Below are 14,664 nucleotides of genomic sequence, written 5' to 3'. Positions count from 1 at the left end.
TGTGAGTACAGTTGTGTGTTTTCCCTTCCTCTCAAATATGACCCAGACCCCCCCCCCACCGGGCGCCGGGGGGGGGCGCCCCCCCCCCCCCCCCCCCACCGCCGTACCGAATGTTGCGGACCTAGTAGCGGTTGGGGACCGGAAGTTCGGCCGGGGCCGGCATGCCGGCGGCGCCGAAGGTCAGGTCGAAGGCCTTCTGCCAGTCGCCGTTGGCGGTGGCCTCTTCGATCATGTCGTTGACGAACATGCGCGCGTCGGCCTCCCCGAGCTTCATGCCGACGCCGTAGGGCTCGTCGGTGAAGATGTTCGCGGAGTCGAGGACGCGGAAGGCGTCGGGCTTGTCGACGGTGAAGCCGTAGAGGATGGTCTCGTCGGTGCTGACGGCGTCGGTCTGGCCGTTCTCGAGGGCTTCGGCGCAGGCGGCGTAGTCCACGAGGGGCGTGATCTTCGCTTCGGGGTTCTCGAGTTGGAGGTTCTCGATCGAGCCCGAGCCCTCGGCGATGCAGACGTCCTTGCCGGCGAGGTCGGCCACCGAGTTGATGTCGGTGTTGTCGGCGGCGACCATGACGTTCTGGCCGGTCTGGAAGTACGGGCCGGCGAAGTCGAACTTCTCGAGTCGATCGGGGTACATCGAGTAGGACGCGATGACCACGTCGACGGTGCCGTCGTTGATGTAGGTCTCGCGGTTCTGCGAGGTCGTCTCGACGAACTGGAGGTTGGCGTCGTCGCCCTCTTCGTCGACGGTGCCGAAGATGCGCTGGGCCAGGAGGCGGCCCATCTCGGCGTCGAAGCCCTCGATCTTGCCGGTGGCGGTGTTCTTCTGGCCGATGAGCGGCTGGTCGAACTTGGAGCCGACGACGAGGACGCCCTTCTCCTGGATCTCCTTGATGAGCCCGTCGGGGAGCTCGGTGGCCTGCTCCATGGAGTAGGCGCCGACTTCCTCCTCGAGCTTGTCCTGCTCCTCCTGGTCCTGGCTGGCTTCGCCAGAGCAGGCGGCGAGCGACATGGCCACGGCGGCCATGGCCGCGACGGCGGTTCTACGGAACATGCGCATTGATGTGTCCTTCCTTCAAGGGCGAACGGTGTGGTGGTTTCGGGTGGCTCTAGTGCGTCATGACCTTGGCCAGGAAGTCCTGGGCGCGTTCGGTCTTGGGGTCGTCGAAGAACTCGTCCGGGGTGGCGGTCTCGACGATCTGGCCCTCGGCCATGAACACGACCCGGTTGGCCGCGCGGCGGGCGAAGCCCATCTCGTGGGTCACCACGACCATCGTCATGCCCTCGCGGGCGAGGTCCTGCATGACGTCGAGGACCTCGTTGATCATCTCGGGGTCGAGCGCGGAGGTCGGCTCGTCGAACATCATGAGCTTGGGGTCCATGGCCAGGCCGCGGGCGATCGCCACGCGCTGCTGCTGGCCGCCGGAGAGCTGCGAGGGGAACGCGTCGGCCTTCTCGGACAGGCCCACGCGCTCCAGGAGCTGGCGGGCGCGGGCCTCGGCCTTCGCCTTGGGGGTGCGGCGCACTTTGATCGGGCCCAGCGTGATGTTCTGCAGCACGGTGAGGTGCGCGAACAGGTTGAAGTGCTGGAAGACCATGCCGACATCGGCGCGGAGGTTCGCGAGCGCGCGGCCTTCGGCGGGGAGCGGCTTGCCGTTGACGGTGATGTGCCCGGAGTCGACGGTCTCGAGCCGGTTGATGGTGCGGCACAGGGTGGACTTGCCGGAGCCGGAGGGTCCGATGAGGACCACCACCTCGCCGTCCTCCACGGTCAGGTCGATGTCCTTGAGTGCGTGCAGGGCTCCGAAGTGCTTGTTGACGCCGGAGATGCTGACCATCGGTGCCTTCGGCTGCGTTGCTTCCATTCGTGTCCCTGTTGTCGTGTGCAACCCTCGACTGGTGCGGGGCGAGCGGATTGGCTTGAGTACCTGGAAATAGTAGTGTGACAGCTCACGCGCGGTTAGCGGGGCGGCCAGAGCCGCAACTAGTCGGCAATTAAGTAACAGCATCATAAAGAACGACCTGGGCATAACGGATACGACCCGTCGCCGGAACAACCGTGACGCATCCGGCGTCCAGTGGCCGCGGGGGCGCGGCGCGGATTAATGTCGTTCCATGACCGCAACCGTGGGAACCGCGAGCGTCGCAGGCGGGAAGATCACCGTCGAACGGCGCGGCCTGGTGGACTACCAGGAGGCCTGGGACTACCAGAAGGAGCTGCAGCAGCGGCGGATCGACGACGAGATCGGCGATACCGTGCTGCTCCTCGAGCATCCGAGCGTGTACACCGCCGGGCGGCGGACCGAGACGTGGGCGCTGCCGCAGGACGGCACCCCGGTCGTCACCGTCGACCGGGGCGGGCAGATCACCTGGCACGGGCCAGGTCAGCTCGTCGGCTACCCGATCATGAAGATGCGCAACAAGGTCGACGTCGTCGGGTACGTGCGGCGGGTCGAGGACGCGATCGCGGCGGTCTGCCACGAGTTCGGGGTGGTGTCGGCGCGCGGGCGGATGCACGACCGCACGGGCGTGTGGCTCCCGGAGGACGACAAGGGCCCGGAGCGGAAGATCTGCGCGATCGGCGTGCGGGTGCGGTGGGCGACGACCATGCACGGCTTCGCGTTGAACTGCAACCCGGACATGAGCTACTGGGAGCGGATCGCGCCGTGCGCGATCACCGACGCGGACGTCACCAGCCTGTCGCAGGAGCTGGGCCGGGAGGTCACCGTCGCAGAGGTCATGCCGGTGGTCGAGAAGCACCTGGGCCTGCTGCTCGAAAGCGACTAGCGGGGCTTTACATGGACGGGCGCGGCGGATGCCGCGCCCGTTTCGCGTCGCCCGGGGGCGCCGATGCTGCGGCTAGGAACAGGCTTCGTACGCTTCGGGCTGCTCGTCGGCGAGGTCGGGGGTGTCGTGGAGCAGGACCTTGTAGATGTTGTTCCAGGCGTCGGACTCGGGGTAGAAGATCTCCGAATGCGAGTGCACGCCTTCGACGGGCTTGCCCGACAGGCCCTGGTCGGACAGGCTCAGGCCGTAGTCGTCGACGGCGTCGGGCGCGTCCGAGAGGTTGCCGGTGACGAGGTTCCGGTTGCCGGGGAAGTCGTCGGGGTCGGCACCGTGGCCCAGGAGCGGCACGTACGGCATGCCCTGGACGTAGGAGATCGGGTCGCCCGGGCCGGTGATCGAGTAGCGGGGGCGGCACGGCTCAGTGTAGTCGGCGGGGCTGTACACGTCGTTGCCCATGCCGGCCGAGGCGATGTGGAGGACCTGGTCGGCCGCGATGTCGTACGTCTCGGCGTAGCCGATGACCGCGCCGCCGTAGGAGTGGCCGGCGAGGGTCAGCGGGGTGTCGTCGCCGATCTGGTTGCGCACGTCGAACGTGAACGAGGCGAGGCTCTCGGCGGCGACCTGCGACCAGGACGCCCAGGACTCCTCGATCCAGCCGGAGGGCCAGGAGGCGGCGGCCCAGACGATGACCGCGAGCTCGCCGTCGGCCGCATCCACGAACGACTTCGCCCGGTTGTAGTAGAGCTCGAAGTTCTCGCTGGAGAGCACGGCCGAGCCGCCGGGGACGAGGACGGCGACGTTCGCGGCGGTCTCGAGATCGCCGACGACCTCGATCCAGGAGCCGTCGCCGTTGTTGTTGTAGGGGTCGAGGTAGAGGAACTGGCGGTCGGTGCCGACGAGGGCCTGGAGCTCCTCCCGGGCGGGCCGCTCGGCCTCGTCGGTCCACGGCCGCGTCGGGCTGTCGTACGCGGTGGAGGCCTCGGTGGTGGCCTTGAGGATGAGCTGGTTCGCGGTGATGCGGGCGTCGAACGGCGCGCCGGGCATCTCGGCGACGACGGATGGGTAGAGGACGGCGAGCCAGGCGGTCGCGTCCTCGCCGAGGCCGTCGAAGAACGCGTTGACGTCGAGCGGGTCGAGGCCGCCGCCGGCGTCGCGCAGTTCGGCGAGGGCCGCGCCGAGCTCGCCGGAGTCGGCGGTCGGTTCGGCGGCGACCAGGGCGGCGGCGAGCGCGGGATCGGCGAGGGCCGTCTCGAGCGCGGCGGCGGGGTCGTCCCCGGCCACGGGGGCGTCGGCGCGCAGCGCCGAGAGTTCACTCGCGGGGTCGGCCGCGAGGACGGGGACCGGATGGAGCTGGTCGGCCTCGGCTTCGCCGAGGCGGGTCAGGCCGGCGAGGTAGACGAGCGCGAAAACGGCGACGGCCGTCACGACCGTCGCACGCCACCACCGAAATCTCACCGAGTCAGCGTAACCGAGGACGGCCAGGCGCGACGAGCGCTGCGCGTGTGAGGGCAGCCTCGGGGCGGAGCAAACGAGGGCAGGAGCCGAGCCACTGGGGGCCGTGTTTTGGGCCTCCGGCATACACCCTGACATGCGGGTATGACATTCCCGTGGACCTGAGTCGGCCTCGGGTTGTGGGCGGTTTTCAGGGCAGGGGCCGAGCCGCTGAGCGCCGTATTGCAGGCCCCCGGTCAAAACCCTGACATGCGGGTACGACATTCCAGCGGACCTGAGTGGGCCTTGTGTTGTGCGCGGTTTTCAGGGCGCGGGCCGAGCCGCTGGAGGCCGTGTTTCGGGCCCCCGGTCAAACCCTGACATGAGGGTCTGACATTCCGGTCGGACCCGACTACCGCTCGCGTTCTGCCTGTTCGCGGGGCGGGAGCCCGGTCGGGAGCGGGCGGTCAGGAGGCGGTGGCGGTGTACCGGTTGCCGTTGGCGGTGAGGGTGAGCGGGAGGCCGAACGCCTTGGAGAGGGTCTCCGAGGTGAGCGCCTCCGCGATCGGGCCCGCGGCGATCACGCCGCCGGCCGAGAGGACCATCGCGTGCGTGAACCCCGGCGGGATCTCCTCCACGTGGTGGGTCACCAGCACCAGCGCCGGCGCGGCCTCGTCACGTGCCAGACCGGCGAGGGTCGCCACGAGCGCCTCGCGCGCGCCCAGGTCGAGCCCGGCGGCGGGCTCGTCGAGCAGCAGCAGCTCCGGGTCGGTCATGAGCGCCCGGGCGATGAGGACGCGCTTGCGCTCGCCCTCCGAGAGCGTCCCGAACAGCCGGTCGGCGAGCTGCGCGACACCGAGCCAGCGCATCAGCGAGGCGGCGCGCTCGTCGTCCTGCGGGTCGTACTCCTCGCGCCAGCGGCCCATCATGCCCCACGCGGCGGTGCGGACCACGTCGAAGGCCTGCTCGTCGTTCGGGATCGCGTCGGCGACCTGGGTGGTGGTGAGGCCGATGCGGGGGCGCAGTTCGAACACGTCGACGCGGCCGAGGCGCTCGCCGAGGATCTCGACCACGCCGGACGTGGGGTGGTTGCGGGCGGCCGCTAGGTTGAGCAGCGTCGTCTTCCCGGCGCCGTTGGGGCCGAGGACGACCCAGCGCTGCGCGGCGTCGACTTGCCAGTCGACGCCGTCGAGGAGCTGGTTGCCGCCGCGTCGCACGGTGACGCCGGACAGGTCGAGGACGCGTTCAGACTGAGCCACGGGTCAATGAAACCACGGGCCCGGGACGAACGGTCGCGGGCGGCCCTCGGCGGCGGTATTACGACACACGGGCGAACGCCCGGCGACGCGTCGGAGTGAATGCCCGGGCCGTGCAACGACGCCGCGCCTGGCGGCGTCTGAACTAGCAGACGCCGGTCCCCAATCGGTGTGAGGCGCCTCGGCGCCGCCGCTCGCGCGGCCGGACACCCTGACCATGCAAGTCCTAACTGGAATGAGCAGATGCCCCCCATCATCGAGATATCGGGGCTGAGGAAGACCTATTCGAGGGCCTTCCGTCAGCCGCACAACGCTTTGGACGGCCTCGACCTCGAGGTCGCCGCAGGCCAGGTGCACGGTTTCCTGGGCCCCAACGGCTCGGGCAAGACCACGACCCTGCGGGCCCTGCTCGGTCTCATCCGCGTCGACGGCGGGACCATGCGGATCTTCGGTGAGGAGGTCCCCCAGCGCCTGCCCGAGGTCGTCGGGAGGATCGGCGCCGTCGTCGAGTCCCCGCAGTTCTTCAAGCACTTCTCGGGGCGCCTGACCCTCCAGCTGCTCGCCGAGAGCGCCGGCGTGTCGAAGGCGCGCGTCGAGGAGGTCCTGGAGCAGGTGGGCCTGCGCGACGCCGCGAAGGCGTCCGTCAAGGGCTACTCGCTGGGCATGCGCCAGCGCCTCGCGGTCGCGCAGGCGCTGCTGAAGCAGCCGCAGCTGCTGATCCTGGACGAGCCGGCGAACGGGCTCGACCCGGCCGGCATCCACCACATGCGCGAGCTGCTGCAGTGGCTCGCGCATTCGCAGGGCGTGACCGTGGTGGTCAGCTCGCACCTGCTCTCCGAGGTGCAGCAGTTGTGCGATTCGATGACGATCGTCTCAAGGGGACGGCGCATCGTCGACGGCAAGGTGGCCGAGATCATCGCCGGCCACGGCGATTCGAGCCTGACCGTCAGGTTCCCGGACGCGGCCTCGCTGCCGGAGGCGGCCGAGGCCCTTACTGCGGCTTCGGGTTCGCTCGAGTCGACGAAGGTCGCGGTGACGGCTTCGGTCGACCGCGACCGGCTCGTGGTCACGGGCGCGCCTGAGGCGGCTTGGGTGACGAAGACGCTCGCTGACGCGGGGATCTACCTGTCCGAGTTGCGGACCGAGACGAAGAACCTCGAGTCGGTGTTCCTGGAGCTGACCGGCACCGCGCCGGTCCCGGGGCAGACCGTCCAGATCGGGGAGTCGGTGACGGTGCCGCAGGCGCCGGCCGCGCCCGTCGCTGACGGGGTCGTGACCATCGAGGTCGAGCCGGAAGGGGCCGAGCGGTGAACCTGTTCAAAGCCGAACTGCGGCGCCTGGCGCGCCGCCGCCTGTCGCTGGTCTTCGGCATCATCGCCGCGGCGGGGCTGCTGGTGCTGGCCGGGGTCTTCTGGTTCACCTCGAGCAAGGGCCCGACGGAGGCCGAGCTCGCCGACGCGCAGGCCGAGGCCGACCGGATGAACGAGGAGAACTACGAGTACGAGGAGTGCCTCGACGACGAGGCGTACCTCGATGCCGAGGAGTACAGCTGGATCGAGGGCGACCCGTACTTCGAGGGCATGACCCACGAGGAGCTCTGCGCCAACGTCTTCGGCATGTGGACCGCCGAGGACCTCATCTACACCTACACGTTCGTGTTCGCCGACGAGAGCCCGCTGATCCTCATCGGCGCGGTGGTCATCGCGGGCCTGATCATGATGATGCTCGGGTCCTCGGCGATCGGCGCGGAGTGGTCGAGCGGCGGGTTGGCGAACATGCTGCTGTGGCACCCGAACCGGTTGAAGGTGTGGGGTGCGAAGCTCGGTGCGGTCTCCGCGGTGTGCGCGGCGGCGGTGATCGTGGTGCTGCTGCTGACCTTCGGGCTGCTGTACATGACTGCGGCCGCCCGCGGCGAGATCGGCGATCTGAACGCGGCCTGGTGGGACGAGAACCTGCCGAAGTTCGCGCGCGCCGGTCTGCTGTCGGTGGCGATGACGGTGCTCGGTGCGTCGCTCGCGATGCTGGGGCGGCACACGGCGATCTCGGGCGGCATCATCGCCGGCTACCTGATCGTCGGAGACATGCTGGTGCAGTTCGCGAGCATGGCGATCCAGATGCCGTTCCCGGAGCGGATGTCGCTGTACACGTGGGTGTCGGCGTGGATCGACGGGAAGATCGAACTGCACGACTGGAGCGAGATCAACCAGGAGTTCCCGGACGTCATGGTGATCACCTCGACCGAAGCGGGGCTGCTGTTGGGCGGCATCGTGCTGGGCTTCGCGGCCTTGGCGAGCTGGGCGTTCCACCGGCGCGACGTGTCGTAGCCGTCCGGGACTTGTAGCGCGTCACGTGTGACATGCCACCGCGTTCCGGCGGTGGCACGCACATCGGGGCGGTAGCGCGTGACGCGTGATATGCCACTGCGCTCCCTTTAATGGAGCCTGAGTCTGTTCGAGCGGTGGCGTGTGACGCGTGACATATCACTGCATGGTTGAAGCATGAGCAGACGAGACGCCGCCCGCGGATTTCCGCGGGCGGCGTCTCGTTGCTTCAGGCCGGCAGCGCCGGGTTGCTCAGGAGAGGCGGCTTTCGCGCGCGACGGCGCACGTCGCTCAGTCGTGGCGCCGTTCGCGCGCGACGCGGACAGTTCGCGTCGCACGGGAGCCTCTCGCAGGCGACGTGGGAGGCACCGCGCCGACCGGTCCAAAGGGCTCTCGCGGGCGGCGCTGGAGTGCCGTGTCGCTCAGTCGAAGAGGCTTTCGCGGACGGCGTCGAGGCCGTGGAGGATCGCGCCGCGCATGACCGGCTCGTCCATGACCGAGCCCGCGACGACGCTCGGGTTGACGGGGGCGAGCTGGGAGGTCTGGGCGGCGACGCGTCCGGCGAGTTCGAGCCCGCCCGCGTAGCCGACGGGCCCGCCGAGGACCACCACGGTGGGGTCGAGGAGGACGCAGACGGCGACGATGCCGAGTGCGATGCCGCGGGCGATCTCGTCCAGGCACGCCGCGCCTTCCGGCCCCGCGGCGATGGCGGCGGTCAGGACGTCGCCGGGTTCGGCGGCTTCGAAACCGTGCTTCGCGCCGATGTCGATGACGGCGTCGCCACCGATGACGCGCTGATACGAGCCTTTGGAGAGGCGCGTGACGACACCGCCGGTGGGCAGTTCGCCGCCGGGCACGGGCAGGAAGCCGATCTCGCCGGCCGCGCCGCTGGCGCCCCGGTACAGCTGGCCGTTGAGGATTACGCCGAGGCCGAGGCCGCCGCCGAACCAGGCGTACACGAAGTCGGTGGCCCCGCCGGCGCCGCCGGATCGCTGCTCGGCGAGGCAGGCGAGGTTGACGTCGTTCTCGATCTCGACGGCCGGGGTGAACTCCTCGTTCAGCGCGGTGCGCAGACCGCGGTGCCAGGCCGGGAGGTTCCAGGAGAAGCCGATGTCGCCGCTCGCGGGGTCGATGACCCCGGGGGTGCCGAGGACGATCCGCTGCACCTTGGACATCTCGACGCCCGCGTCGGCCACGGAGTCGGTGACGACGCGGCGGACCACGGCCACCGGGTCGGTCGAGTGCTCGACGTCGATCTCGGCGCGGCCGACGATGCGACCGGTGAAGTCGGCGCAGGCGCCTTTGGTGGTCACCGGCCCGACCTCGACGCCGACGACGTACGTGAACGCCGGCACGGCCGCGTACAGCGACGCGTTCGGGCCGCGGCCGCCGGACTTGGAGCCGACGACTTCGACGAGGCCGCGGGTCTGGAGGCGCTCCATCATCTGCGAGGCGGTGACCTTGGACATCGAGGTCCGCTCGGCGAGCTGGGCGCGGGTCTGGGGGCCGTCCTCCAGCAGGAGTTTCAACGCGGCCTGATCGTTCAGGACGCGAAGCAGTTTGGGCACCCCGGGGGTGTGGCTCTTCGGCATTCGTACTTCCTTATTCTCCGAGCCCACATTATCCACGGCGGCCCACATGACACTGCCGCAGCTAGCGCGCGGAAGCCGAACGCATGATCGGCAAACCCGCAGCGGACCGCGCAGGCACGCGCGCCCCGACCCGGCCGGCCGGATTCGGCAGCCCGAAAATGTCGTACCCCGATGTCAGGGTGTATACCGGGGGCCCGGAATACGGCGCTCAGTGCCTCGACCCCTGCCCCGCGAACCGGCCCTATCGCGAGGCCGGTTCACTCAAGCGGGAATGTCGTACCCCCATGTCAGGGTAGGTACCGGGGGCCCGAAACACGGCCCCCAGCGGCTCGACCCCTGCCCGCGAAACCGCGGTCCCGACCCGGGCCCCGTCACTTCCCTTCGGTCTCGACCAGGCTCCTGATCTGGCGCAGCGACACCGACAGCACCGCAAGCTTCTCGTCCGAGCGCGCAGCCTCTGCCGTCGCCTCGTGGATCCGCTCGATCTCGGCGGCATTGCGCTCCGCCCACGAGTCGACCGCCTCGGCCGGGTCCGTGCCCGGCTTCGCCTGCAGCACGCTCGCGGTCAGGCCCGCCATCGCGCCGTACAGGTCGTACCGCAGCGCCGAGCGCGCGAGCGTCTGCCACCGGTTCGTGCGCGGCAGCGCCGAGATCTCGTTGAGGATCGCGTCGAGGTGCACCCGCGCCGCGATCCCGTAGTACACCTCGGCGGTCTGCTCCAGGTCGGTGTCGTTCAGCCGCGCGCACTCGACCACGTCGACCAGGCCGAACCCGAAGATCGGCGCCGAGGCGTCCCGCGCGATCTCCGCGGGCATCCCCTGCTGCTCCAACTGCTCGCAGAACTCCTCGAACCCGACCGCCTCGGAATCGGTGAGCAGCTCCGGCAGCCGCGGCTGCAGCACCGCGAGCCCCGGGCGCAGCCGCTCGGTCTCGGCCGACACGTCCAGGCTGCCGCGCCGGTGCTGCACGAGCCACCGCACGCCGCGGTCCAGGAGCCGGCGGATCACCAGCATCCCGGCGATCTGCGCGTCCTGCGGCACCTGGTTGTCGAGCGCCTCGATGCGCCGCCACAGCCCCGGCAGCCCGAACGCGTCACGGATGATCACGTACGCGCGGACCACGTCCACGACGTCGGCGCCGGTCTCGTCGGCGATGCGGAACAGGAACGTCGTGCCCGCCCGGTTCACGGCCTCGCCGACGACTGCGGTCGCCACGATCTCGCGCCGCAGCGGGTGGTCGGCCATGAGGTCGGCGTACGGTTCGCGAAGCGGCGCAGGGAAGTACGAGCGCAGCACGGGCGCGGTCCAGTCCTCGTCGGGGAGCCCCGAGTCGAGCACCGCCCGCTTCGCCCAGATCTTCACGTACGAGAGCAGCACCGAGAGCTCGGGCTCGGTCAGTGCCGCGCCCGTCGCGACCCGCTCCTTCAACTGCTTGTCGCTCGGCAGCCCCTCGATCTCGCGGTCGAGGCCGACCGTCTTCTCCAGGTGCTTCATGAGCCGGATGTGGACGGGCAGGAGCCGCGTGCCGAGCCGCGACGCGTTCGCCAGCGCCATGTTCTGCCCGTAGTTGTCGGCGAGGACGGCGTCGGCGACGTCGTCGGCCATGTCCATGAACAGCTTGTCGCGGCTGGCGGGGTCGATGCGGCCGGTGAGGGCGGCCGAGCGGAGCAGGATCTTGATGTTGACTTCGTGGTCGGAGGTGTCGACGCCGGCGGAGTTGTCGATGAAGTCGGTGTTGCAGTGCCCGCCGTTGCCGTCAGGGCCGCCGGAGTGGGCGTATTCGATGCGGCCGAGCTGGGTGAAGCCGAGGTTGCCGCCTTCGCCGACGACGCGGCAGCGCAGCTGGTCGCCGTTGACGCGGACGGCGTCGTTGGCCTTGTCCCCCGCGTCGGCGTCGGTCTGGGCCGTCGATTTGACGTAGGTGCCGATGCCGCCGTTCCAGAGGAGGTCGACGGGGGCGGTGAGGATCGCGCGGATGAGCTCGGGCGGTGTCATGTCCTTCACGTCGGCGTCGATGCCGAGTGCGGTGCGCACTTCGTCGGAGACGGGGATGGATTTGGCCGAGCGTTCCCAGACGCCGCCGCCGGCGGAGATGAGGGTCGGGTCGTAGTCGGCCCAGGTGGAGCGGGGCATGTCGAACAGGCGGCGGCGTTCGGTGTAGGAGGCGGCGGCGACGGGGTTGGGGTCGATGAAGATGTGCATGTGGTTGAACGCGGCGATGAGGCGGATGTGCTCGGAGAGGAGCATGCCGTTGCCGAAGACGTCGCCGCCCATGTCGCCGATGCCGACGACGGTGAAGTCCTGCGCTTGGGTGTTGACGCCTTCGGCGCGGAAGTGGCGTTTCACCGATTCCCATGCGCCCCTTGCGGTGATGCCCATCTTCTTGTGGTCGTAGCCGACGGAGCCGCCGGAGGCGAAGGCGTCGCCGAGCCAGAAGCCGTATTCGGCGGCGACGCCGTTGGCGATGTCGGAGAAGGTGGCGGTGCCCTTGTCGGCGGCGACGACGAGGTAGGGGTCGTCGCCGTCGTGGCGGACGACGTTCGGCGGTGGGACGACGGTGTTGTCGGCGTCGCGGTTGTCGGTGATGTCGAGCAGGGCGGAGATGAACTCGCGGTAGCGGGCGACGCCTTCGGCCTGGAACGCGGCGCGGTCATTGAACTCAGTGCGTTTGAGCACGAACCCGCCTTTCGCGCCGACGGGGGTGATGACGGTGTTCTTGACCTCTTGGGCTTTGACGAGGCCGAGGATCTCGGTGCGGAAGTCCTCTTTGCGGTCGGACCAGCGCAGGCCGCCGCGGGCGACGCGCCCGTAGCGCATGTGGACGCCTTCGAAGTGCGGGGAGTACACGAACACTTCGAACATGGGGCGGGGTCTGGGCAGGAAGTCGAGGGCGCGGGCGTCGAATTTGAACGCGACGTACTCCTTGGGGCGGCCGGAGTCGGCGCGCTGGAAGTAGGAGGTGCGCAGGGTAGAGCGGATGAGGGTCAGGAACGCGCGGAGGATGCGGTCGGCGTCGAGGTTGGGGACGGCGGCGAGGCCTTCGGCGAGTGCGGCGTCGATGCGGGCGACGGCGGCGTCGCGGTCGGCGCCGACGCGCGGGTCGAAGCGGGCTTCGAAGAGCCGCACGAGGTTCGCGGCGATCGCGGGGTAGGCGCCGAGGGTGGAGGCGATGAACGCCTGGGAGAACACGAACCCGCACTGGCGCAGGTACTTCGCGAGGGCGCGGAGGACGACGACCTGCCGCCAGGTGAGGCCGGCGGCGATCACGAGTTCGTTGAACCGGTCGGATTCGGCCTCGCCGGTCCAGACGGCGCGGAACGCGTTCTCGAAGCGGATGCGCAGCTGCGGCACCGATTCGGCGGCGCGGCCGGGCAGTTGGAGCCCGAAGTCGTGCAGGTGGATGGTGCCGTCGGCGCGTTTGATGTGGTAGGGGCGTTCTTCGGAGACGCGTACGCCGAGGTGGCGCAGGACCGGCAGTGCTTCGGAGAGGCCGATGGCCTGGTCGAAGGCGTAGATCTTGAAGTGGACGTCGTCGTCGCTGCCGCCGCGGCGGAACAGCTGCAGCTCCATGTCGCCGCTGTCGCGGAGCGTCTCGAGTTTCGCGATGTCCTTGGCGGCGTCGATGGGCGAGTGCTCGGCCTTGTACGCGGGCGGGTACGCGTGGGCGTAGGTCTTGGCGAGCATGCGGGCCTGGCCTTCGCCGATGTGGTGGTCGAGCTGGAGGGCGAGGTCGGCGTCCCAGGAGCGGGTGGCGTCGGCGAGTTCGGCCTGGATGGACTCGACGTCGACCGGGGGGTGGTCGGCGAACGGGTCGATGCGCACGACGAAGTGGAGGCGGGCGAGCACCGATTCGGTGACGCGGGCGTCGTAGTCGATCTGGGAGCCGCGCAGGCGCCGGCGCAGGATCTCCTCGATCTTCTGGCGGTTCTCGGTGTTGTACCGGTCGCGCGGCAGGTAGACGAGGCAGGAGTAGAAGCGGCCGTAGACGTCCCGGCGGGCGAAGAGGCGCAGGCGGCGGCGCCCGGCCAGACGCAGGACGCCCATCGCGGTCGTGTACAGGTCGTCGGTGCGGGCCTGGAACAGCTCGTCGCGCGGGTACGTCTCGAGGGCGGTGACGAGGTCCTTCCCTGAGTGGGAGGAGAGGGTGACGCCGGAGCGCTCCAGGACGTCCTGGACCTTGCGTTTGACGACGGGCAGGTCGGTGACGCTGGAAAGGTATGCGGCGGAGGTGAACAGGCCGAGGAAGCGCAGTTCGCCGTCGGGGTTCCCGTTCGCGTCGAACGTCTTCACGCCGATGTAGTCCATGAAGGACGTGCGGTGGACGGTGGAGCGGGCGTTCGACTTCGTGATGACCAGGAGCCGCTTCGCGCCGATCTGCGAGCGCGCGTCGGTGTTGAACGAGGAGAGCGGGCGCGGCGCGGCCGGGGCCTTGCGCAGCAGGCCCAGGCCGGTCTCGGCCAAGGGCGTGAGCGCCTCGTCGTCGCCGGAGCCGGTGAGCCGGTACTGGCGGAAGCCCAGGAACGTGAACTTGTCGTCGGCGAGCCAGCGCAGGAGTTCGACGGTGTCGTCGATGTCCTTGGGCGGCACGGGCAGCGGCGTGGTGCCTTCGGCGCCGGTGGCGGCCCGGTCGAGGTCTTCGGCGATCTGGAGGGCCTTGGCGCGCATGGCCTGCCAGTCGGCGACGCAGACGCCGACGTCGGAGAGGACTTCGAGGATGTCCGCTTCGAGTTCGGCGAGGAACGCGGCGTCGGCGACCCGCTGGGTCTCGATGTGCATCCAGGATTCGGCGCGGCCGTCGGCGGCGGGGGCCTCCTGGAGGGTGCCGTCCTGGTCGCGGCGGACGGGGACGATGGGGTGGACGAACACGGAGACGTCGACGCCGTGCTTGTTGAACAGGCCGGTGAGGGAGTCCACGAGGAACGGGGAGTCGTCGCAGACGATGTCGACGCGGGTGGAGGCGGCGGCGTCGGGGCCGTCGGCGTCCTCGGGGCAGTCGAGTTCGAGGGCGACCTCGCCGGGGGCGCGGACCTCGGCCATGCGGCGGTGGTGGGCGGTGGTCTCGAGGAGCTGCTGGGCGCTGCGTCCGACGAGGTCGTCGTCGGCCACGAGGCTCCAGTAGAGCTCGACCAGCCTCGCCAGTGATTCGTCGGGGCCGGCCAGTCGGGCGGCCTCCTGGAGCAGTTCCTCCCGGTCGGGGAGGGTCTCGCGGAACTCTTCGTCGCCGATGAACGCCAACACGTCTCGATCTCCAGTCCGAATCGACTCGGCCCACCTCGTCGTGGGC

The 14,664-nt window shown here is 69.7% G+C and carries 9 protein-coding genes; 3 read left to right on the top strand and 6 right to left on the bottom strand.

The window, feature by feature from the left end:
* Window positions 1-121: 121 nt before the first annotated feature.
* Both AB0I03_RS25525 and AB0I03_RS25520 read right to left on the bottom strand, forming a co-directional pair.
* Window positions 122-1,048 (bottom strand): glutamate ABC transporter substrate-binding protein, encoded by a 927-nt coding sequence (locus tag AB0I03_RS25525; protein ID WP_360417059.1) that lies wholly within the window; start codon window positions 1,046-1,048, stop codon window positions 122-124.
* 55 nt (window positions 1,049-1,103) lie between these two features.
* Window positions 1,104-1,859 (bottom strand): amino acid ABC transporter ATP-binding protein, encoded by a 756-nt coding sequence (locus AB0I03_RS25520; RefSeq protein WP_360417057.1) that lies wholly within the window; start codon window positions 1,857-1,859, stop codon window positions 1,104-1,106.
* Window positions 1,860-2,109: 250 nt separating this feature from the next.
* Between AB0I03_RS25520 and lipB the strand changes: the two genes are divergently transcribed.
* Window positions 2,110-2,781 (top strand): lipoyl(octanoyl) transferase LipB, encoded by a 672-nt coding sequence (gene lipB / locus AB0I03_RS25515; protein ID WP_360417055.1) that lies wholly within the window; start codon window positions 2,110-2,112, stop codon window positions 2,779-2,781.
* Window positions 2,782-2,853: 72 nt separating this feature from the next.
* Here lipB and AB0I03_RS25510 read toward each other — a convergent pair whose 3' ends face one another.
* Window positions 2,854-4,236: an alpha/beta hydrolase gene (locus AB0I03_RS25510; protein WP_360417052.1), complete on the bottom strand. Its 1,383-nt coding sequence runs from the start codon at window positions 4,234-4,236 to the stop codon at window positions 2,854-2,856.
* A gap of 443 nt (window positions 4,237-4,679) precedes the next feature.
* Window positions 4,680-5,471: an ABC transporter ATP-binding protein gene (locus AB0I03_RS25505; RefSeq protein ID WP_360417050.1), complete on the bottom strand. Its 792-nt coding sequence runs from the start codon at window positions 5,469-5,471 to the stop codon at window positions 4,680-4,682.
* A gap of 240 nt (window positions 5,472-5,711) precedes the next feature.
* Between AB0I03_RS25505 and AB0I03_RS25500 the strand changes: the two genes are divergently transcribed.
* Window positions 5,712-6,779: an ABC transporter ATP-binding protein gene (locus AB0I03_RS25500; protein ID WP_360417048.1), complete on the top strand. Its 1,068-nt coding sequence runs from the start codon at window positions 5,712-5,714 to the stop codon at window positions 6,777-6,779.
* Window positions 6,776-7,792: an ABC transporter permease subunit gene (locus AB0I03_RS25495; protein WP_360417046.1), complete on the top strand. Its 1,017-nt coding sequence runs from the start codon at window positions 6,776-6,778 to the stop codon at window positions 7,790-7,792. Before AB0I03_RS25500 ends, AB0I03_RS25495 begins: the two co-directional genes overlap by 4 nt.
* A gap of 419 nt (window positions 7,793-8,211) precedes the next feature.
* Here the strand turns inward: AB0I03_RS25495 and AB0I03_RS25490 are convergent, their stop codons facing one another.
* Window positions 8,212-9,381 carry an ROK family transcriptional regulator gene (locus AB0I03_RS25490; RefSeq protein WP_360417044.1) on the bottom strand — a complete coding sequence of 390 codons (1,170 nt, stop codon included), beginning with the start codon at window positions 9,379-9,381 and terminating at the stop codon, window positions 8,212-8,214.
* A 371-nt stretch (window positions 9,382-9,752) separates the two neighbouring features.
* Window positions 9,753-14,618 (bottom strand): NAD-glutamate dehydrogenase, encoded by a 4,866-nt coding sequence (locus AB0I03_RS25485; protein ID WP_360417042.1) that lies wholly within the window; start codon window positions 14,616-14,618, stop codon window positions 9,753-9,755.
* Window positions 14,619-14,664 lie beyond the last annotated feature (46 nt).

It is taken from the genome of Glycomyces sp. NPDC021274 (assembly GCF_040641195.1).
Classification (GTDB): domain Bacteria; phylum Actinomycetota; class Actinomycetes; order Mycobacteriales; family Micromonosporaceae; genus Glycomyces.
This window is presented reverse-complemented; position numbering and strand designations above follow the sequence as displayed.